This is a genomic window from Bacteroides sp. GD17, assembly GCF_038448625.1.
Classification (GTDB): Bacteria; Bacteroidota; Bacteroidia; order Bacteroidales; family Bacteroidaceae; genus Bacteroides.
Genome location: NZ_JBCEZS010000003.1, coordinates 337,482 through 359,294 on the forward strand (window position 1 = coordinate 337,482; position 21,813 = coordinate 359,294).

Annotated in this window: 15 protein-coding genes; 6 read left to right on the forward strand and 9 right to left on the reverse strand. The window is 47.4% G+C overall.

The window, feature by feature from the left end; all coding sequences use genetic code 11:
- Nucleotides 1–11 precede the first annotated feature (11 nt).
- On the reverse strand, nt 12–3,458 hold the full coding sequence (locus AAE250_RS06900; RefSeq protein WP_294598661.1) for a TonB-dependent receptor: 3,447 nt from the start codon (nt 3,456–3,458) through the stop codon (nt 12–14).
- 238 nt (nt 3,459–3,696) lie between these two features.
- Entirely contained in the window at nt 3,697–4,710 is a 1,014-nt protein-coding gene (locus AAE250_RS06905) for a FecR family protein (RefSeq protein ID WP_294598665.1), read from the reverse strand.
- Nucleotides 4,711–4,846: 136 nt separating this feature from the next.
- On the opposite strand from AAE250_RS06905, the gene AAE250_RS06910 reads away from it, so the two are divergent.
- From AAE250_RS06910 to AAE250_RS06925, 4 genes are all read left to right on the forward strand, one after another.
- Nucleotides 4,847–5,437, forward strand: coding sequence for an RNA polymerase sigma-70 factor (locus AAE250_RS06910; protein WP_294598668.1), 591 nt, complete (start codon nt 4,847–4,849; stop codon nt 5,435–5,437).
- A gap of 329 nt (nt 5,438–5,766) precedes the next feature.
- On the forward strand, nt 5,767–6,252 hold the full coding sequence (locus tag AAE250_RS06915; protein WP_294598670.1) for a hypothetical protein: 486 nt from the start codon (nt 5,767–5,769) through the stop codon (nt 6,250–6,252).
- On the forward strand, nt 6,249–7,178 hold the full coding sequence (locus AAE250_RS06920) for a ThuA domain-containing protein (protein ID WP_294598673.1): 930 nt from the start codon (nt 6,249–6,251) through the stop codon (nt 7,176–7,178). Before AAE250_RS06915 ends, AAE250_RS06920 begins: the two co-directional genes overlap by 4 nt.
- A 5-nt stretch (nt 7,179–7,183) precedes the next feature.
- Entirely contained in the window at nt 7,184–9,577 is a 2,394-nt protein-coding gene (locus tag AAE250_RS06925; RefSeq protein WP_294598676.1) for a glycoside hydrolase family 9 protein, read from the forward strand.
- A gap of 87 nt (nt 9,578–9,664) precedes the next feature.
- Here AAE250_RS06925 and AAE250_RS06930 read toward each other — a convergent pair whose 3' ends face one another.
- The 4 genes from AAE250_RS06930 to AAE250_RS06945 all read right to left on the reverse strand — a co-directional run bounded on the left by AAE250_RS06930 (nt 9,665) and on the right by AAE250_RS06945 (nt 18,260).
- Complete coding sequence (locus AAE250_RS06930; RefSeq protein WP_294598679.1) at nt 9,665–11,620, reverse strand: hypothetical protein; 1,956 nt, start codon at nt 11,618–11,620, stop codon at nt 9,665–9,667.
- A 13-nt stretch (nt 11,621–11,633) separates the two neighbouring features.
- Nucleotides 11,634–14,645 (reverse strand): glycosyl hydrolase family 28-related protein, encoded by a 3,012-nt coding sequence (locus AAE250_RS06935; protein ID WP_294598682.1) that lies wholly within the window; start codon nt 14,643–14,645, stop codon nt 11,634–11,636.
- Between the two features lie 265 nt (nt 14,646–14,910).
- A complete protein-coding gene (locus AAE250_RS06940; RefSeq protein WP_294598685.1) occupies nt 14,911–17,553 on the reverse strand; it encodes a valine--tRNA ligase in 2,643 nt (880 codons plus the stop codon).
- Between the two features lie 68 nt (nt 17,554–17,621).
- Entirely contained in the window at nt 17,622–18,260 is a 639-nt protein-coding gene (locus tag AAE250_RS06945) for a hypothetical protein (protein WP_294598688.1), read from the reverse strand.
- 143 nt (nt 18,261–18,403) lie between these two features.
- Between AAE250_RS06945 and AAE250_RS06950 the strand changes: the two genes are divergently transcribed.
- Together AAE250_RS06950 and mazG are read left to right on the forward strand one after the other, a co-directional pair.
- Nucleotides 18,404–19,456: a DUF3810 domain-containing protein gene (locus AAE250_RS06950; protein WP_294598691.1), complete on the forward strand. Its 1,053-nt coding sequence runs from the start codon at nt 18,404–18,406 to the stop codon at nt 19,454–19,456.
- A 9-nt stretch (nt 19,457–19,465) separates the two neighbouring features.
- Complete coding sequence (mazG, locus tag AAE250_RS06955; RefSeq protein WP_294598767.1) at nt 19,466–20,260, forward strand: nucleoside triphosphate pyrophosphohydrolase; 795 nt, start codon at nt 19,466–19,468, stop codon at nt 20,258–20,260.
- A 77-nt stretch (nt 20,261–20,337) separates the two neighbouring features.
- Here the strand turns inward: mazG and AAE250_RS06960 are convergent, their stop codons facing one another.
- Genes AAE250_RS06960 through AAE250_RS06970 form a run of 3 tightly spaced genes read right to left on the reverse strand, consistent with a single transcriptional unit; the run spans nt 20,338 to nt 21,804 of the window.
- Nucleotides 20,338–20,814, reverse strand: coding sequence for a hypothetical protein (locus tag AAE250_RS06960; protein ID WP_294598693.1), 477 nt, complete (start codon nt 20,812–20,814; stop codon nt 20,338–20,340).
- Between the two features lie 19 nt (nt 20,815–20,833).
- Nucleotides 20,834–21,202 (reverse strand): hypothetical protein, encoded by a 369-nt coding sequence (locus AAE250_RS06965; protein ID WP_294598696.1) that lies wholly within the window; start codon nt 21,200–21,202, stop codon nt 20,834–20,836.
- A gap of 47 nt (nt 21,203–21,249) precedes the next feature.
- Nucleotides 21,250–21,804, reverse strand: a complete 555-nt coding sequence (locus AAE250_RS06970) for an RNA polymerase sigma factor (RefSeq protein ID WP_294598699.1) — start codon at nt 21,802–21,804, stop codon at nt 21,250–21,252.
- Between the last annotated feature and the right edge of the window lie 9 nt (nt 21,805–21,813).

A 21,813-nucleotide genomic window follows, 5' to 3' on the forward strand; every position in this document is an offset into this window, starting at 1 on the left:
ATTTTTAAGCATTAAAAGTTAATATTCAAACCTATATTATAAGATTTCATCAACGGATAAGCCAAGCTGGCACCCCAGTCACGTTCTTCACGTTCGGGGTCGGCATTCTTCAACAGAGAGTTACAGAATGTCAGCAAGTTGAAGCCATTCACGAAGATGCGGCAATCACTGATACCGGCTTTCTTAGTCAGATGCTTCGGCAATGTATATCCGAGTTCCAAACTCTTCAGACGCAGGTAAGTGGCATTCGGGTTCCAGAAACTGATGGCACCGTCGCCCCAACTGTTACCATTATCTTTTGTACCGGTAAAGTCACGGCGCAAAGCAGGATACTTACCGGATACCCATTGAGTGGCAGGATTGTATGGGTCGTCTGTAGCATTCACTGTATGCCAACGGTCCATATACTTCTTCATCAAAGTCGGGTTGGTCTTGGAGCCGTAACCGAATACGTCGTCATTGGCATAACCAATTACATAACCGGCTGCTCCCTGAAGCAACATATTCAAGTCGAAGCTCTTATAAGTCAAACCGATGTTCAAACCGAACTGATAAGGAGGATTGGCACCTGCACGACGGGATTCGGGCTTCATATCGTACATATCAATCACACCGTCACCGTTTTGGTCAACGATTCTGAAAGAACCCGGCAACATCATAGAGTTACCATTACCGCCACCATAAAGAGGAGCTGTCTCCAGTTCTTTCAAAGAGCTAAACTGACCGTCGTATTTCTGAATCCACATACCGCCTCCGCTGTGATCCCAGAAGCCACCAATGGTACGATGGTCTTTACCATAAAGCCAGCGGTTCATGGAACTGGTATAATCACCGTGCTCTACTTCCAGGAACTTCTCACGTACAAAAGTATAGTTGGCGCTTACCGAGTAGCTCCAATCTTTACCAATCTTGCCACGCGTACCAAGTTCCAATTCAAAACCGATATTCTCGGTGGAGTTAATGTTCTCATCGGGGAAGCTGGCACCAAAAGTATTGGGAATATCCTGCAAGCGCTGAGCCAGAATACCTTCGTTCTTACGACGGAAAAGTTCTATCGTACCAAACAGCTTACCATTCCACAATTCTGCATCCAGACCGATATTGGCCGTCTTGGACACTACCCAGGAAAGATTATCGAGTACTACACCCGGAGCCTGCATACCAATGACATTAGTATTGTAAAGCACATAACCGAACGGCTTGTTATCAGAATAGACATCATCATGCGTAGCTTGTGTATAACCGGCTACATACTGGAAAGGATCGCCGGCATCATATCCGCTCTTTCCATAAGAGCCGCGCAACTTCAGGTTGGTAATGAAAGGCAGATTCTCTTTCATGAAGTTCTCTTCAGAAATACGCCAGCCGGCACTGAATGAGGGGAAGAATGACCAACGGTGTCCCGGAGCATAACGGTAAGAACCGTCGTAACGGGCTACTACTTCCAGCAAATACTTGCCTGCATAGTCGTAATTGGCACGCATCAGGTAAGCAGCCAGACGGGTTTCTTTGCGATAACCGCTGTTAGTGGCAGTACTTGCGTCAGCCTGATTCAAGATATCATTGCTGAAGTAACCGGCATATTTACGGGCACCGACGAGTTCATCGTAACGACTGCCCGACATTTCGGCTACAGCAGTCAGGTTCAGGTTATGCTGACCGAAAGAGTTCGTATAGTTGGCCTGCACACGACCGTATAATTTCTGGAAAATGCCCATGGTATTGCTATAGTGGTCTTCACCGAAAGTCTTTGTAGGAGTATTCGTGAAATAGTCATACAACTGATAAGACTTCTGCAATTCTGAGTTATTGCGATTGTTTCCATTGAAAGAGCCGAGTATTCCCAGGCTCAGTCCCTTTACGAAAGGAACCTGCCATGTCAAATCCACATCGGCATTGTAAGTCAGTCCTCTGAAACGGCGATAACCATCCGCATCGATATCCGTCAGAGCAGCGGCATTCTTGCTTTCAGGTTGAATATCGGAATAGTGGTCGGTAGAACCCATGGCATAGGGACCTACACCGCGGTCGTTAACCAACAAGGTTTTGAATGTCCACTGGAAGTCTTCACGAGGACGTTGCGTACGGTCCCAACGACCGGACACCTTTACATTCATCGTCAGGCCCTTGGCCAGTTCGGCGGTCAAGTTGGTACGGAGGTTGTAACGTTCGTAGTACTGAACATTATTCTTCAGCAAACCGTTGTCGCGGTTGTAGCCGAAACTTACGAAATATTTCACTTTGTCGGAACCGCCGCGAACAGAAAGCGTATGCGATGTCTGGAAAGCCTGCTTATTCATGTACATATCCAGCCAATCCCAGTCCTGATAGCCTTCCACTCCATTTTTATACTTATCCAACACGTCTTGCGTGTAAGGTTCGGACTTCTTTCCGTTGCGTGCCATTTCGTTGGCCATTGTGCGGAAAGTGTAGGCATCTACAGTCTCTTCTATACCGGTAGCCTGCTTCATACCGAACAAGCCGGAATAAGAGATGCGTGTCTTCTCGGAAGCACCTTTCTTTGTGGTAACGATAATAACGCCATTAGCAGAGTTCATACCGTAAATGGCAGCAGAAGCATCTTTCAAAATAGAGATACTTTCGATGTCTTCGGAACTCAGCTGTGCCAGCTCGTCTTTTTCGCGTGTCACACCATCAATTACTACCAACGGGTCGCCGTAACCACGGATACTGATCATATTATCAAAAGTTCCCGGCTCACCTGTCTTCTGACGAATCAACAGACCCGGCATCTTACCCTGGATGTTATTCACCAGATTCTCGGTCTTGGTAGTCTGGATGTCATCAGAATTGATAGCGGTAACGGCACCGGTCAGAGATTGTTTCTTCTGAACACCGTAACCCACAACAACTACTTCGTCCAGCATCTCGGCATCTTCCTGCAAGATAACTTTGACAGAAGTCTTTCCGCCTACGCCGACCGTCTGTGTCTTATATCCCACATAACTGATGACCAAAACAGCATCCTGAGCCACATTGCTCAAAATGAAGTTACCGTCAATATCGGTAATCACACCCGTACCGGTACCTTTCACCTGAACACTGGCACCGATAACCGGTTCGCCGGAGGCATCCACAACAGATCCTTTGACCGTTATGGCTTGCAGGGTAGCCTGTACCCCTTCTGCACCTATCGCCTTATCATACAAGATTATATTACGATCTAATACCTTATAAGTAATATTCGTACCTTTAAAAACCTCGTCCAAGACTTTGAATATAGTTTTGTTATTCGCTTTAACGGATACACGACGGTCAACGTCTACTTGTTTGTTGTTATAGAAGAATACGAACTCGGTGCCCTGTTCCAGTTCTGTCAATACTTCATCGACCGTCCTATTATTAAGAGTAATGTTCAACATTGTTTTTTGGGCATAGCCATCATTGGCAAATGTCATACCGACCAAACAAAATAGCATAAAGAATGTACATCTCATAGCAAGAGGAATTTTTCTTATACCTCCCATCAGGACACTTTTTGCCCTAAATGATTGGATACAAATGTGTTTTTTCATAATTTTGCATTGATTTCTAGTGAAAAAAATAAAGTTACTTTAATCTGTCGCCAAACAGATTTTCTAAAAAAGTACAGTTTTCATGCAGGAAAATGCGCCAACATTTTCTTGCATGTTTTTTTAACGTGTGTTCTTCTTCATTGAATCATTCTTTTAAGGGTTAATAAACTTCAATTACTTGTCTCTCTACATTTATATCTCCATCTTCTACAAACTTAAACCGTATGTTCGAAGATATATGGAAATTCTCCAATATACGTTCCAGCCGCTGTTTAGTGAATGTTGCTGTAAAAGAATTTTGTTTCAATGAAGGATTCTTCAATACAAACGTTACATTATATCGTTTGCTCAAACTCTTCAGTACCTCTTCAAAAGGAGTATTCCTGAAAATCAGGCATCCATCTTTCCAGCAAGTTTCTATATCTACATTCGCAGCCTTTACCACTACCTTTTTCCGGGCAATATCATAAACAACCTTTTGCCCGGGTTGTATCATCAGTTGTTCCCTCTTTTCCTTATTTATATAAGAAAAACCGACTTTACCCGATACTAACGTGGTTTGTACTGTCTCGTCTTCCTGATAAGCCTCAACATTGAATTCCGTTCCGTAAACTATTATTTCCGAACCGTTCAACGCATTGACCACAAATTGCTTTTCATCCTTCTTTACACTAAAAAAAGCCTCACCAACTAATTTCACTTCTCTTTTTTCATCCGAAAACCGAGAAGGATATTGCAATGAAGACGATGAATTCAAAATGACTTTCGTGCCATCCGGCAGTTCTACAGAAGTAGTCATTCCCGGATTCGTTTTGACTTCCATCATTTGTATCTCCTGGTTATCCTTACCAAAATAAAGGATGCACCACGATATTACCAAAGGGATAAATAAAATGGCGGCCGCCCGTTGCATCCCTCTAAATAATACTTGATACCTATTAACTTTTTTCTGTTTCATCTTTCGATGAGTGTTCATCAAAGCCTTCCTTATATCCAACTTTGGTGATAGCTGCGCCATATCCGTAGCCAAACTCACCGATTGAATCTGTCGGGCTATCCTGCGGTTTTCATCGGAAGCCTCCAACCACTCCTCTACCGAAGTTGTTTCTTCTTCCGTTGTTTCTCCGTCATAATAACGAAGAAGCAGTTCTTCCATCCCTTCTCTTTTTACCATAAATTTTATTGCTAGCTTTACTATTAAGACAAACGAGGTAAAAAAACTCCTAAACAGAAATTGAAAAAATATTTTATACAGTGAGATTATAATAGGAAAAAAGGCTATTTTTGTACAATAATAACAAACCCCTACAATGAAGGACACTATATCAGAAGATACATCTTTATTATTTGCCATGCAGCAAGGAGACAGAAGCGCTTTTGATAGATTATTCCAAAAATACTATGCCTTGCTCTGCACCTATTGTTACCGTTTCGTCAGATTGGAAGATGCCGAGGAAATAGTTCAAGATGTCATGCTGTGGCTTTGGGAGAATAGAGAAAGACCCGTCATTGAATACTCCCTTAAACAATATCTTTTCAAATCGGTATATCATCGTTCCATGACCCGCGTTGTGCAAAATGAAGTAAAGCAACGGGCAGATGCAGCATATTATGAAAGAATGTATGCTTCGCTGCAAGACGCAGATGTACTACTAATCAATGAATTGAGTAAACATATCCAAAAGGCAATAGATGAGCTGCCACCTTCCTATAAGGAAGCATTCATCATGCATCGCTTCCGCAATCTGAGTTATAAAGAAATAGCAGAAGTACTGGATGTTTCTCCTAAAACTGTAGATTACCGCATTCAGCAGGCTTTGAAAATACTGAGAGTGAAGTTGAAAGACTATCTGCCTATACTGCTTTCGCTACTGATGAATATTGCATTGACAAAGAACTAATCAGTACTTTGAAAGGGATTCTTTGGTTATCTAATTCTCTGTTTAAAGCTTGCGAATATCCGTTCGCGCTGTGCGAATACATATTCAAGCACTGTGAATATCCGTTCGCAAGGCTTGAACAGAGAATAGTTACTAAAGAACACAACTTTTCTTCCTATAGTCCAGACTTTTTCTCTTAATGCCGAAGAACTTTTCTCTTTATATCCCTCTATATGAGATTTATGCATTTCATAATATATCCTAAATGTATTTAGGAAAGACATCTTCTCCGTTGTCTTATTGGTAGATTAGTAATCTATTAAATATCTTATTAACTAAAAACACATCAAATGAGAAAATTGATTTATCTGCTCTCCGTGCTGGCGTATACCCTCAACGCGCAAGCACAATTCTCGGTGACAGCCCATCAAGAAGGATGGAACAACATTCCCCCACAAGCCCAAAAGCCAGGTTTCTCCCTGCAACAGTCCGTACTTGCCAATATGGATGGAGACGCTGCACTGGAAGAAGTCATGCTCTTCGGGCGGGATAACGGGCATTATCCCACGTTCGACCTCTTTAAAGCGTATTACGTCATCGTGGACAATTACACCAAAGAGATTCAGTACATCTCGGACGAGATTTATGTTACCGACAAGTACAACATGCTGGTAGAAGACCGGAACAATGACGGAATCTCCGAACTCTACATCTCCTACTTCAAAGACGGAAAGTTCAGCGTAGACGAGCGGGGCTATAATCTGCAAGCGACGCGTTGCTACGACCGCATCGAATGGAATCCTACAAACAAGAACTTTAAATCCTCCACTAAATGAAAACAAGAATCATTCTCTTAATAGCATTCCTTACTTATATAGGAATCTCCTCACCCGTACAAGCGCAGCAAAAGAAAGTAATCAAAACCATGATGATAGCCGGAGCAGACGGCAGCCACTACTGGGAAGGTGCTTGCGAAGCCATGAAGCAGATACTGGAGAACAGCGGAATGTTCAAAGTAGATTTTGCCTTTACTCCCAATTTCGGCGGAGACATCAGTACCTTCAAGCCCGATTTCCATAAATATGATCTGGTTGTCATCAACTATGGTGGAGCCACATGGATAGAATCCGTACGGAAAGAATTCGAGAAATACGTTGCCAATGGCGGCGGGGTAGTCGTCATCCACTCCTCCGTTGTTCCGATGGCCGACTGGAAAGAGTATAATGAAATCATAGGCATGGCTGCCTGGGACGGTCGGAATGAAAAGGACGGCCCCTACCTCTACCTGAAAGACGGACAGTATGTATACGATTATTCTCCGGGATATGCCGGCTACCACGGGCTGCAACACGAAACGGTGATAGAGCATGTCGTACTCGACCATCCTATACTGAACGGACTGCGCCCCCGGTGGAAACACTTCAAAGACGAAATTTATACCCGCCTGCGCGGACCGGTGAAGAATATGGAAATCCTGGCAACGGCCTTCGAGCGTGGTCGCCACGAACCGTTGATGTGGACCGTGAAGTATGGAAAAGGACGTGTCTTTGTCGACCTGCTGGGACATTGCGGCAATGATCCTAATATGATTTACTCCATGCTATGCACCGGTTTCCAGGTAACCCTGCTCCGTGGTTGCGAATGGGCCGCCACCGGTGCCGTTACCCAGGAAGTCCCCGCCGATTTTCCTTTGGAAGATACCTATACGCTGCGCCCGGAATTCAAAGCGCCTTTCCACGCATATCCCAATACTAAACCCTGAATACAATGAAATACATCATAAAGATATTACTGCTGGTACTTTGTATACAAGCCCATGCCCAAGCTCCGTGGAAACCGGATGCTGAGTTGGAGAAGCAACTGAAAGAAAGCAACTACGTGCATCACATCCTGAAAGCCAACCCCGAACATGCCGGACTGACCCGGTGGTACAAAAAAGAAGTACTGAAAAGCCGGGAGTTACCCCTTGCCGAAGACTTCGCTTCCCTACGCCATACCGGCCCCGGAACACTGCATATAGACCGGGAGCTCACCATATCGGGCAAAGGAAGTGTGCGTCTGGACACTCCGGCTTCGCTGGGAAAGAAGAACCCCACCAACCGCAACTATGCCACCCCTGAGATTATCCGCCCGCTCAACCGGGAAGATTTACGGGATTACAACCGCTTTTCCGTCTGGGTGTACGTCGATGCTCCGGGTGTGTACTTGACTTTTGCCGGGTTCACCCTCTATAATGAAGGAGAAAAGCCGATGCCCACGCCGGGACGCTTTGAAGGACAGCACTTCGAAACGGTCTATCCCAACAAGTGGCAGCGCATCGTTTGGGAGATACCCGACTTGTATCGCGATTGCGTCACCGGTTTCTCCGTAAACATCATGCTGGCAGGTGCCCCCGCCGGAGCCAGCGAGAAGATGAGCCTGTATGTAGACGATATGCGCATCGAAAAAGTGGAAGCCGAAAACAGCCGCGGCTTCGACCTGCGCAAGCAGGCAATAGCCTACAGCCATAGCGGATATAAACCCGGAGCACGCAAGCAGGCACTTGTGCAGAACGTGAAGGAAAGCTCTTTCAGCCTGCGCAACACCGCCACCGGAGCCATAGCCTATCAAGGAGCAGGCAAGAAGCTGGACAAGGGCTTCCTGCTGCTGGACTTCAGCGACTTCGACACTCCGGGACAATACATGCTCTCCATCGGTGACCTGCAGTCAAAGCCATTCCCCATCGGGAATGATGCCTACCTATCCACAGCCTGGCACACGCTGAACTTCTTCTTCTCCGAGCGTTGCGGATTCGACCAGCCGGGCATCCACCAGGAATGCCACCAGGATGTCTTCATGTATCATCCGGACGGACGCAGCCTGAGCGTTTCCGGCGGTTGGCATGATGCCGCCGACCTGACGCAAGGAACCGGAAACACTGCCGAATCGGGCATCGCCCTCTTGGAGATGGCAAACGCCGTACAAGGCAAGGACAGCATCTTCTACGAGCGCCTGTTGGAAGAAGCACGTTGGGGGTTGAACTGGGTTATGCGTACCCGTTTCGGCGACGGTTACCGCCTGGGAGGACTGATTATCGGCATCTGGACCAAAAACATCCGCGGCGATAAGGACGATATGCAGGCAGAAGCCCGCAACACGCCTACAGACAACTTGAAAGCCGCCTCTTACTGTGCCCTCGCCGTGCCGCATTTTGAAAAGAAAGACCCGGTATTTGCCCGCTGGTGCCGCAATTGTGCCACGGAAGATTTCCGGTTCGCCATCGACCTGCTCGATACGCAACGGACGGAGAACAATGAGGCAGATTTATATGCCCTGGCAACCGTCACCGCCATGCGCCTGTACCGCCTGACGCAAGACCAGTACTACCTGGACTGGGCTGCCCGACTGGCACGTACCGTCATGGCCTGCCAACAGCTGGAAAAACGTAATGATTGGAAAACTCCCCTCAGGGGATTCTTCTACGAGTCCTCCCGGAAGAAGCGCATCCTTGCCTATTATCACCAAAGCCAGGAACATCTGATGGTCGAAGGACTTTCCATGTTGCTGACCGATGCTCCCACGCATGCCGATGCTCCGTCGTGGCAGGCTGCCTGCGAAGCATACGCGGACTATCTGCGGGACATCGCCCGGATGATTGCTCCTTACGAAGTGTTGCCAAGTGCCGTATACGAAGTGAACAACACGGACTACAGCAATCTGTATCACGAAGGAGATCAAGTAGGCTTGCCCAGTCTGGAAGAATACAATGCACAGGTACGCAACGGCATCCCTCTGTCAAAGGACTTTTATCTGCGCCGCTTCCCCGTTGCCTATCAGTTCAGAGGCTTCCACGCTGTAGTTATGGGAAAGGCAAAAGCCGCCTTTATCCTTGCCCGTCTGCTGGATGACCGACAACTGAAGGATATAGCAACCCGGCAATTGGAATATATCTTAGGATATAACCCATTTGCCATGAGTACGGTTTATGGAGACGGATATGATTATCCCCCACTCTATGGAGCTTACGCAGGAGATGTGGTAGGTGCAGTGCCCGTAGGTATAGAAACTTTCGAGAATGATGACGAGCCTTACTTCCCGATGCAGAATAATTGTACTTACAAGGAGATCTGGACGCATACTACAGCAAGGTTGATGTGGTGCGTGGCAGAGTTATTCAAGTAAGACTTTAGCAATACAAATAAAAAAGGTAATGACTTCACATTTCGTGAATATGTCATTACCTTTTTTGTTTATTACTTATTTAGCAACTTACTCATTCCACAAATCAGGAATAGCTTCATGCCCGCGGGCATTCTCCGGCTTACGGTCTATCGGAGCCTTCGTTCCCGAATGGACGTCATACAAGACCTTGGCTGTTTCCATCATAGCTTCCACTTGTTCTTTGTACGGACGATCAGTCACATCGACCAAACCACAGTTGTAGTTCTCACCGTCACGACGTCCCGTCAGGTCCTGATCGCACCACTGGAAGTAACCGGTACCGATCAGACCCGGATGTGCATAAGCATTTTCGGTATAGTAACGATAAGCCACTCCGCGTTGTTCCTGCGAGTCGACCTGCCACAAAGACTGAGCCATGCCTCTGTCTACCGTACCGAAGTGGTATTCACCGATAATCATCGGCAGTTTGGCTATCTTCAACGCACGGTCCAACATTGCCGGGTTGGGAACCAAATCGTAACAATTAAAGCTCAGTACATCGAACGATTCGCCGCACATCTCAAGGATTTCTTCATCCAATTCGAGGATATTACCGAAACGGATGCCGAGGTTCAGATGGTTCGGGTCATGTTTCTTCAGCAACTGATTGGTAGTGGCCAGGAAAGTGCGGAAAGTGGAAAAGACAAACTCCTTGCGGTTTTCAGCAGTATCGCCATTCTCCTCCAGATATTTCTTCAAGGCAGTTTTAATAGGACGGTCTTTGCCATCGAGGATCAAGCCGCACAGACGGGCTTCTTCGTCCAGCCAGGCAGGTTCGTTGCCAATGAAATAACCGATCAGCCAGGGATTGTTCTTGTAAGGAGCCACGAACTCGGCAAGAGATTTATCGACTTTAGCTTTAAAAACAGGATCATACACATCGCAAAGTCCCATCAAATCGTGCTCTATACCGATATCGCGCAGCGGTATGAGGAATGCCTTCCGGTTCATATTCATCACTTCGCCGCTCGACCAGTTGGCTATTGTATTCAAGCCCCATTTGTCCATACGTTTAAAGATCAGCTCTTTGGACTTCTCTGGGAAGTCATCGCCATAGCGACGGTACTGGTTCCAGAAACCGAAAGAGGCAGAGTTATTGCCGCGATAATTCCGGCCGGAGACTTTCGCCATCAAGTCGGCAGGAGGAAGCTCCTTGTACATGCCGTCACGTTTGTCGATATCGCGCACATTACCGCCACCACCGGGGCTGACGCAGTCTACTCCGACAGAAAGGAACAGATAGCCTTCCGGATCGACAAACCACCAACGGTCGCCAATCTTCTGGGTGTGGAAGAATCCGGTGGCTTTCACACGTTGCTGCTTGTAACCGCCAAACTTGGAGTAATTATAAGCATCGGTGGTCACCACTTCATTGTCTTCTTCTTCCCACTCCTTCTTCAGTTGCTCCAAAGAAGAAACCTTTCCGGCATATTCCACCAGATTGGACTGTCCGAACTCATCTACGGCAGGAATGTCGCCCATGTATACATCACCCGGATCTTCCGTAGCCAGGGTGATGGAACGGATCTCGATCGTGGGGTTGTGAATAGGCTTACGCATGCGGATGCCGATAGAATCAACTCCCTGAAGCGGGCCGCGTTTACCTCCCAGGTTGATCCAGCCGGTGTAGCGGGCATGGTTGAAGGTAGCTGCCAGGTCTACGGCTGCATCGGGCAACTCGGTGAAGTATTTCAATGGAATGGCAAGTTTGTTCCAGGCATTGGGTACATAGCACATGATGCGCAACTCGTTGTAACCGCTATCGGTAGTGAAACCAAGCTGGAAACGCTGGGCAGTGGTACTTTTGTACTCAATGACCACGAATTTATACGCATCCCAATCGGTAGGTAGTTGGGGATTGATGTCTTTCAAGGCAAACTTCTTGCCCGATACTTCTTTCGTACTGTCAAGCTCCACTTTAAACGTCTGTTCAGTCGGTGTACACTGGACGAACAAGGACGCTGCCAAGGCCGACAGGAGGATAGTTTTCACTTTGTTTTTCATTTCTGTAATCTTATTAGGGTTGAATAGTATATCTATATAAGGAGGAACGGGCGGCAATAAATAAGGTATTGCCATCCTTGCCTGCCACAACGATGGAGGTAGGGCGTTCGGGTACGCGAATCAGATTGATCTGTTTGCCTTGAGCATCGAAGACATAAATATGTCCTTCGGCCACGTACACATTTCCCCGTTTATCGACGGCAGAACCAAACTCGCCCTGACGGACGAAGTGGGTCAGATTCTGCAACGAGCCGTCGGGCTTGACGTCCATCCGTGCCAGCAGATGGTTGTACTCGTCCGAAGCATAGAAAGGCTTGCCTGGCACAGCTTCCAGCACAGAAGAGGAACGGGCAAAGTCGTACTGCTCGGGAATAATCGTTACGCCATCCGGAGCAATAAAGCAATACTCGGGCTTACGGACGGAGATTTCATCAAAATCGTGCAAGTCTCTCCAGCGGTGGGCCGGGTAGAGGCTCTTGGCAACAGACGGGACACTGCCCATCGGCACCCGTTGCAGCTTTTGAATCGTTTCTTCGGGATTGTCTGGACGGATGGAATAGACCCAGACGGCAAAACCGTTGTTTCCCCAATAGCTGTAGGTGGTTCCGGCAGCATCGGGCAGTTCGGTGATGGTTTCGGGACGACCATTGACGATATTTCCCGGTTGAGGATAGTATTTGAAAAAGACAAGCAGGTTATCTTGTGTATCGCAAGCAAGGGACAGCGGTTGCCAGGGGAAGTCGGCAACGAGCGATAACTGCTCTGTCTCGACATCCCATTTGTAGACGCGGCGCATCCGCTCTTCGCTGAAATAGACGTTGCCTTTGCTGTCGCGCGTCATACCTTCGGCATACTCAAATCCGGTAGCCAGCATTTCCAGCTTACCCGGTTCGGCCTGCAGGGGAACCAGACGGGGTTCTTTTCCCGTTATGGTCAGGCGGGTAAACTCCCAGGGACGGACGTCCTGACGGGTGTTCATGTCGTAGCAAACCAAGTCGGTAGTGAAACGCATCTGCGTAAAGTTATGAACGTTATAGAATTCGATATCTCGACAGTTCCAGGTTCGTATGGCGTATGGGAACGGAGTATCTACGCGAATCACCCTGAACAGATAAAGATTGGCAAACAGCATGTTACTGCAATCCTGCAATTCTATCTGCTGGCAGTCGGGACTTTCACGGGTTTCCTCTTCCAACTGAAGCGCATAGACCCGCCAGTTGGAAACGTTCTTGAAGCGAACTTCATTACGCACATGGTGCTCCACCGACATAGCGTAAATGCGTCCGGCGGTAGCGGTATTATTCACATAGACGCCATTCGTAGCATAGCTGCTTGCTGTCCAGATGTCCTTGAAGACACCGCCTCCACCATTGGTTATCCACAGGCTCCAATGCTGGTTGTCCCAAGACTTGTCTTTGCCTTGGAAGCATACGGGTTCCTCGGGAGAACTGATCTGCGGAGCGTTGCCGCGTCTCTGTTGCGGCCGGTTCAACGGTCCCTTTTCCATCGTGCCATGAACGCCGAGGAACTTCACATCGTTCATATAAGAATCGGCTCCCGCCATCCACTTACAACCCACTGCGCGGTAGTTGTACGCTCCCGTGTTCAGCCCGATACCGGAAACGAAGTTACTGCCGCCTTGCAGAGTCTCCAACAGAGGTACCGGACTGCCGAAGCCACTGAATGCCGGTGTACTTTCTTTCAGTTTCAGTTGAGTGGAAACGGGGTTCAGCCCAATAAGAGCCGTATTTTTCTTCAGCTTCAAGCTCTGGGAGACGATGTACCAACCTTGCGGCACATAAATCACATCGTATTCCTCTATCGCTCTTCTGAAGACTTCCGTATCGTCGCTCTCTCCGTCTCCCTTCGCTCCCAAATCGCGGATATTCACCCAACGGGAGATAGCGGGAGTAGCAGGAATATCATTTACCGGAGGCGGGGGCATCTTACTCAAGCGTTCCATCGCTATCTCCGTTTTGTATTCCTGAGTGGCGGACATGTCTTTGAGATGCAGTCCGTACGAGAAGTCGTTCACCCGATACAACCGGCCATCACCATCTATCTGCTTGCCTGACTCGCGGAAGCGGACAAACACCGGCACCTGGTTGCAGACCACGCGCTGCATGCTCAACTGGTTCGGGCTCAGGCCTTCGTTGCTGACAATGATTCCGGCGGTCTTCACTCCTTCCCAAACGCAATCTTCCATATAAATCTTGTCCGAGCGGTTCGGATTCAGTTCTATCACTACCGGAACGTTGCGGGCATGCAGGCGTACGATGGTCAGTCCGCCTTCCTGCGTACGGATGGCTGCTTTGCGCTGCCCTTCGAAATAGGTATTTATGATCATCATCTGCCAGCTGGGCGAGGTCTTGGTGGTATAGATACCATAGTCTCCACCGAAGAAGCGGACATCTTCCATTTCATTTCCCACGTCGAACAATCCCGCTTTGCCCTCCCCGATGTGGATATCGACGTGCGATACAAAACTATGCTGGGCAAAGTGCGTGCGCAATGCCACTGCATGCGGATTGCCGGCTTCTATCTTCAGGTCGACGTTGGAGATGGCACTGTAGAATGTTCCGGCTCCTGCATCCCTCGGTTCACTGCCGGGACGCACCAAGCCGCCCGTAAACCAGAACATGTAGTTTGCCCCACCTTTGTCCGTCGCCACTTCCTGCTGATAACCGGGAGAATTCCGGGCCAGAGATATCACCGGGCGATTCTTGCCGTAACCTATCAGGCGCACGGCATTGGGGATGTAGATCGTCTTCGAGATGCGGTAATTCCCTTCGGGCAGGAAGACGATTCCAAAGTTATACTTCTCCTTTACATCATTCAGCGCCCGTTGCAATTCGTCGCTGACGTCCATACTGCCATCCGCCTTTATCTGATAATCCGCGGGGGTAAAGTAAACCGCTTCCGGGTCGGCAGGGCGCTGGGTGTAGACAGATACACTCTTTGTAGTAGCGGCACAGGCGGCCGCTACTACAAACAGCAATAAAAAACAATTTAAAACTCTCTTCATAGGCTTTTCTTGGTAATGATTTATATTATATATCCTTTTCCTAGCATAACACATATTTATGCTAAGGTCTTTATATTAAAGGCAATTAGCTCCGGCGAGTTCCTAAACTAAAAAGAGCTTTTTTTAGCAAAAATAGAAAAATAACCGAGAATTCATTCATGCCCCGGATATAAAAAAGAAACCGGCCCTTGAAACTGCAGATGTTTCAAGAACCGGTTCATTATCATGATTTCTTTGGGAATCAACTCCCCCAGAAAAATTTTATTTATGCCTTTTTCAGTGCTGCAATACTTTCTTTCAGCGACTTGATGATACTTTCGGCATCAGCTTGCTTCTTACGCTCCATTTCAAGGACAGCAGCCGGAGCATTGTTCACAAACTTCTCGTTACTCAGCTTCTTCAATACTCCTTGCAGGAAACCTTCTTTATGCTTCAGTTCGGCTTCCATGCGGGCTATCTCAGCTTCCACATCAATCATATTGCCCAGAGGCACTGCATATTCCGTAGTGCCCACCATGAAAGCAGCAGCACCGTCGGCTTTGGCTGCTACCACCTGGATGGCAGAAAGATTGCACATCTTCATGATTACCGGATTCATACCTTCTACCGGATTGGCACCGACAATCTGAAGCTCGAGCGCCTCTTTCAAAGCGATGTTCTTCTGCGCACGAATCGTACGGACATTACCGATGATTTCCTTTGCCACCTCAAACTCTTGCAGGAGCGGTTCGTTTGCAACATTCGTTTCCACTTTCTCCATCTGATGAACCATCAAGCTCTCGCCCGGCTTGCGTTCACGCAACTGCTGCCAAAGTTCTTCCGTAATGAACGGCATGAAGGGATGCAACAGTTCGAGCAAACGTTCGAAGGAGTCGAGCACCATTCCATAGATAAAACCATTGACAGGTTGTCCGTAGGCAGGTTTTACAATTTCCAGCAACCAGGAAGAGAACTCATCCCAGAAGAGCTTGTAAACCACCATCAATGCTTCGCTCAAACGATACTTGCTGAATAAGTCGGCAATCTCGATAGAAGCAGCATCCAGGCGCAACGCAAACCATTGTACTGCAATATGGGCATCTGCCGGCATTTCTACCGATCCCATACCGTTTGTCCAACCTTTTATCAAGCGGAAAGCATTCCATATCTTATTGTTGAAGTTACGTCCCTGCTCACAAAGTGCATCGTCAAAGAGGATGTCATTTCCGGCAGGAGCCGAAAGCATCATACCCATACGTACACCGTCGGCACCGTACTTTTCAATCAATTCCAGCGGATCGGGAGAATTACCGAGCGACTTGGACATCTTGCGTCCCAACTTGTCGCGAACGATACCCGTGAAGTACACGTTCTTGAACGGCATCTGACCTTCGTACTCATAGCCTGCCATAATCATGCGGGCTACCCAGAAGAAGATGATATCCGGCCCCGTCACCAAGTCACTGGTAGGATAGTAGTATTTGATTTCTTCATTCCCCGGATTGTTGATGCCATCGAACAAAGAGATAGGCCACAACCAAGAAGAGAACCACGTATCCAGACAGTCTTCATCCTGGCGGAGATCTTCCATTTTCAGATCGGCATTGCCCGTCTTTTCTTTAGCCAGTTTCAGTGCTTCTTCGGCAGTAGCAGCTACAACATAACCGCCTTCAGGCAGGAAGTAAGCAGGAATGCGGTGTCCCCACCACAGCTGACGGCTGATACACCAGTCCTTGATATTCTCCAACCAGTTCTTATACGTATTCTTATATTTGGCAGGATAGAACTTCAGTTCATCATTCATTACCGGCGGCAGAGCCATATCGGCAAAGTGCTGCATCTTCAGGAACCATTGCATGGAAAGCTTCGGTTCGATGGCAACATTGGTACGTTCGGAGAAACCTACCTTATTCGTATACGCTTCGGTCTTCTCCATCAGTCCGGCAGCAACGAGGTCCTTCTCTATCTGCTCGCGTACGTCGAAACGATCCATACCTACGTACAGTCCGGCCGCTTCGCTGAGCGTCCCGTTATCATTGAAGATGTCGATGCTCGGCAGATTGTATTTCTCGCCCAGCATGTAGTCGTTCACATCGTGGGCAGGAGTAACCTTCAGACAACCGGTACCGAATTCAATGTCTACATATTCATCTTCGATCACCGGAATGACACGGCCTACCAACGGTACAATCACTTTCTTGCCTTTCAGCCAGGTGTTCTTCGGGTCGTTGGGGTTGATACACATAGCCGTATCACCCATGATGGTTTCGGGACGAGTTGTAGCAACTACGGCATAACGTCCTTCGGGGTCACCCTCTACCATATACTTCAGATAGTACAGCTTGCTGTGCTCTTCCTTGTAGATTACTTCTTCATCGCTAAGGGCAGTCAGCGCCTTCGGATCCCAGTTTACCATACGAACGCCGCGGTAGATCAGACCTTTATTGTACAAGTCTACAAATACTTTGAGTACACTTTCGCTGCGTTTCTCGTCCATAGTGAACGCCGTACGGTCCCAGTCGCAGGAAGCTCCCAGTTTGCGAAGCTGCTTCAAGATAATGCCGCCGTGTTCGTCGGTCCACTCCCAAGCATGCTTCAGGAACTCGTCGCGGGTAAGGTCGGTCTTCTTGATGCCTTGTGCAGCAAGTTTATTCACCACCTTAGCCTCGGTAGCGATGGATGCGTGGTCGGTTCCGGGCACCCAGCAGGCATTCTTGCCTTCCATGCGGGCACGACGCACCAGGATATCTTGAATGGTATTATTAAGCATGTGTCCCATGTGGAGCACGCCGGTGACGTTAGGGGGCGGAATGACGATGGTGTAGGGCTCACGACCATCGGGTTTCGAACTGAATAATTTGTGGTCCAACCAATATTGGTACCACTTTCCCTCCACGTCAGCGGGATTGTACTTACTTGCTAATTCCATGTTGTTTCTTTATCTATATATAATGTTCTTGTTCAAAAAATAACGGCTGCAAAATTAATAATTAAAATTCAAATCTGACCACCCTCGGGCTGATTCTGTGCACGAAAAGACAATTTAAATCCCTCATAAACAGCGATCCCATAGAATAATGCAGTCATGGAAGCCAGATTTTCCAGCATCAGCGAGGCAAGTTCTCCATAATCGGCTTTAAGCAAAACCTCCATATAGCTCACCTCATAATCCTGTGCTATATATCCTACGAAAGAGAAGAAATCTCCTAAAATACAGCTGATTAGTGCCAGAACTGCCCCGATAATACCAAAGACAGGACGTATTCCCTTGCCCTGCCGCATGGCAAAACCAACAAGGAAACCTACCCCGATAGCCATATATCCTATCTGATAGCCCGTAGAGACAGATATCAAAGCCCATGCCGCAGCTCCAAGAATACTGGCACCCACTGCATACAGCACACCTTTAGGAAGATTCTCTTCGGCAAGCAATTCTTCTCTTGTCTTTGTCACCGGAAAATCGTCCGGTTTGGGAGGAGCCATTTTCTCCAACACTTCATCTTTCTCAAAGTTCTCGCATGTTCCCTCAAATGCAGGAAGGTCCCCGGTGCGCTTGCAAATAAGTCCTTTTCCATTCACAAAGTCACGTAGTGCACAGTTCCGGCAATACATTTCAATTTCTTCTACTGTTGCCATATTTTAATCAGTTTATGTTGAACAAATGTTCCTGTTATGACAAACCATCGAGTAGTCATTAACAGTTTTTTTTGCAAATATAAAGGTATTTTTTCGCGTGACGTTTATTAAATGCATATTTTTGTTGGACAAATATTCTACGAATGATGAAACGGAAGCTGAAAGTAAGATACGTAGTGCTGGGAGCGTTGCTGCTCCTTGTATGGGTCACGCAGTGGATCCCTGCTTTGGGAAATATATATTCGCAAACGATTTATCCCGTCATCTCCTACGTACTGTCGTTCTTTTCCAATTTAGTTCCTTTTGCCGTAGGCGATTTGTTTATATTTCTCAGCATTGCGGGGATCATAGTATATCCCATTTACGGCCGCATCCGTAAAAAAACGCCGTGGAAGAAGTTACTGCTGCACGATGTGGAATATCTGCTATGGATATATGTATGGTTCTATCTGGCTTGGGGGCTCAACTATTCTCAAAGCAATTTTTATCAACGAAGCGGGATTCCCTACACGGCCTATACACCAGAGAATTTTCAAGCATTCGTAGACAATTATATTACTCAACTGAACCGTTCGTACACCCCGGTAAGCAGTATCGATAAGGACTTGATATGCAAAGAGACCGTCCGGCTATACAATCAGCTAAGCGACAGCCTCGCTGTGCATCGCCCCCCCCACCCGTCTCCGCGGGCAAAGACAATGCTCTTTACCCCGTTCATCTCAATGGTGGGCGTGACCGGCAGCATGGGACCTTTCTTCTGCGAGTTTACGCTAAACGGGGATTTACTTCCCGCCAATTATCCGGCTACCTATGCTCACGAACTGGCACACCTGCTGGGCATCACCAGCGAAGCGGAGGCCAACTTCTACGCCTATCAGGTTTGCACACGTTCGCAGGCAATGGGCATCCGTTTCAGCGGATACTTTTCTGTTCTCAGCCATGTGCTGGGCAACGCCCGCCGCCTGATGAGCGAAGAAGAATACACGCAGCTCTTCAACCGGATACGTCCCGAAATCATCGAACTGGCAAGGAAAAACCAAGAATACTGGATGGAAAAATACAGCCCGCTCATAGGCGATATTCAAGACTGGATATACGATTTGTACCTGAAAGGAAACAAAATACAAAGCGGGCGGAAAAACTATTCCGAAGTGATAGGGCTGCTCATCTCTTACGAAGAATGGAAAAAGCATTAAACAATTAATATCATGCATACAAGAAAAGAACAAATGGAAGCCTTCGGACGCTTCCTCGACATTCTCGACGAACTCCGCGAGAAATGTCCCTGGGACCGCAAGCAGACGAACGAAAGCCTGCGCCCCAACACCATCGAAGAGACTTATGAACTGTGCGACGCCCTGATGCGCGACGACAAGAAAGACATCTGTAAAGAACTGGGAGACGTACTGCTGCACGTAGCTTTCTATGCCAAGATAGGCTCCGAAACCGGCGATTTTGACATGAAGGATGTATGCGATCATCTCTGCGAGAAACTGATCTTCCGCCATCCTCACGTATTCGGTGATGTAAAAGCCGAAACTGCCGGACAAGTCTCCGAAAACTGGGAACAGCTGAAGCTGAAAGAAAAAGACGGGAACAAAACCGTATTAAGCGGTGTACCTGCCGCCCTCCCCTCGCTTATCAAGGCTTATCGCATCCAGGACAAGGCACGGAATGTTGGTTTCGACTGGGAGGAACGCGAACAAGTCTGGGACAAAGTGAAAGAGGAAATCCAGGAATTTCAGGCAGAAGTAGCCCACATGGACAAAGACAAGGCAGAAGCCGAGTTCGGCGATGTGATGTTCAGCCTCATCAATGCTGCCCGCCTCTACAAAATCAACCCGGACAATGCACTGGAACACACGAACCAGAAGTTCATCCGCCGCTTCAATTATGTGGAAGCACACAGCATCAAAGAAGGAAAAAGTCTCCACGATATGACGCTCGAAGAGATGGACAAACTGTGGAATGAAGCGAAAGCATTGGAACAAAAAAAATAGATCATCTGTTTGGGGTAAACAGATGATCTATCAGGCCTCAACAGATGGTCTGTTTTATGCAAACAGACCATCTGTTTTTATTTCTTCGACGGTTGTTTCTTATCCGGTCCGCCCTTCCCTTTCTGATTCATGCCTTTCAGCAATTCTCGATGGAATCGCATCTCTGCTCTCTGCACCAGATATATCTTTTTGCAAGAGAGAATCTTCTTGAATTTATCAAAGTATGTCTTGTCCAAACGATCGGAAGCAATGCGGGCATCATAAACCCCCTCCATGATTTCGGCATACTGGGCCTCGGTTGTCTTTTCATCTTTTCCTTTCCGAAGCAGATTCCATGCTTCGTCATTGAGTTGCTTCTTCCTGTCTTGCAACTCAAAGTAAAGGGGAAAGAATTTGGTTGCTTCCTCCTTGGTCAATCCGGCTTTTTCTGTGATAAAAGCCTTCTGCTTGGCACGGAACTCATCTTGAGTCAAGTGTTGGTCACATCCGTCGGTAGCCCAAAGCAAAGGCATCATACCGCATATCATCACAAATAAAACGATCAGCTTTTTCATTTTTCAATTAGTTAAGTAGTTATTCTGCTTCAGAATCGGCAAGATAAACATACAGTGAGTAGTCATCCAACATGGAGTTTTCCACAGCCATGTTGATATATTCCATTTCAGTGTCCGTATCATCGGCAGCCAAATTATTGCCGCCCGGTGTAGTACGGTCCGTAGAGGCTACGCGGATAATCAGTGCTGCGCCAATGAACATGGCAGTCATATACAACCAAGGTCTTACCCTCTCCCACATCGTAGATTCTTTCTGTACAACAGCAAGTTTCTCTTTTTCAGGAAGTCGGTTCATTACCTCTGAAGTAAGATTTTCGAAGTAGCCATCGGGGACGCGGAAAGGATTCTCCGTCCCTATCTTATTCTTTATTTTATCTTCTTCTTTCATAAGCTATCTCCTCTCTGTTTTGTTAGACAATGTTTCGTGGCAAAGGTTTAATACTCTTCACCCAAAAACTTTTCTATTTTTTTCACGGCATGATGGTAGGAGGCTTTCAATGCGCCTACAGTGGTACCGAAGATGTCGGACATCTCCTCGTATTTCATTTCCTGATAATATTTCAAGTTGAATACCATCCGTTGCTTTTCGGGCAAGGTGAGCAGGGCTTTCTGAAGCATCATCTGCGCCTTGTCGCCCGAGAAATAAGGGTCGCTTTCCAACTTCTGAAGTGCATCGGCCTCGGGATCATCTAAAGAGACCGTAGCAGTGGCCCGCTGTTTGTTCAGAAAAGTAAGACACTCGTTCAAGGCGATGCGATAGAGCCAAGTGGAGAGTTTGGCTTCGGCCCGGAAATAGTCGATATTCGTCCATGCTTTAATGAAAGTATTCTGAAGCAGATCGTTCGTATCTTCATGAGAGAGCACCATACGACGGATTTGCCAATACAGCTGCTCACTATATTGGGCGACAATCATCTCAAATCCTCGCTTCTGTGTGCTTTCCTTTTGCAAGAGCGTCAACACTTCGCGTTCATTATAGGAAGGAGTCATAAGTTTCTG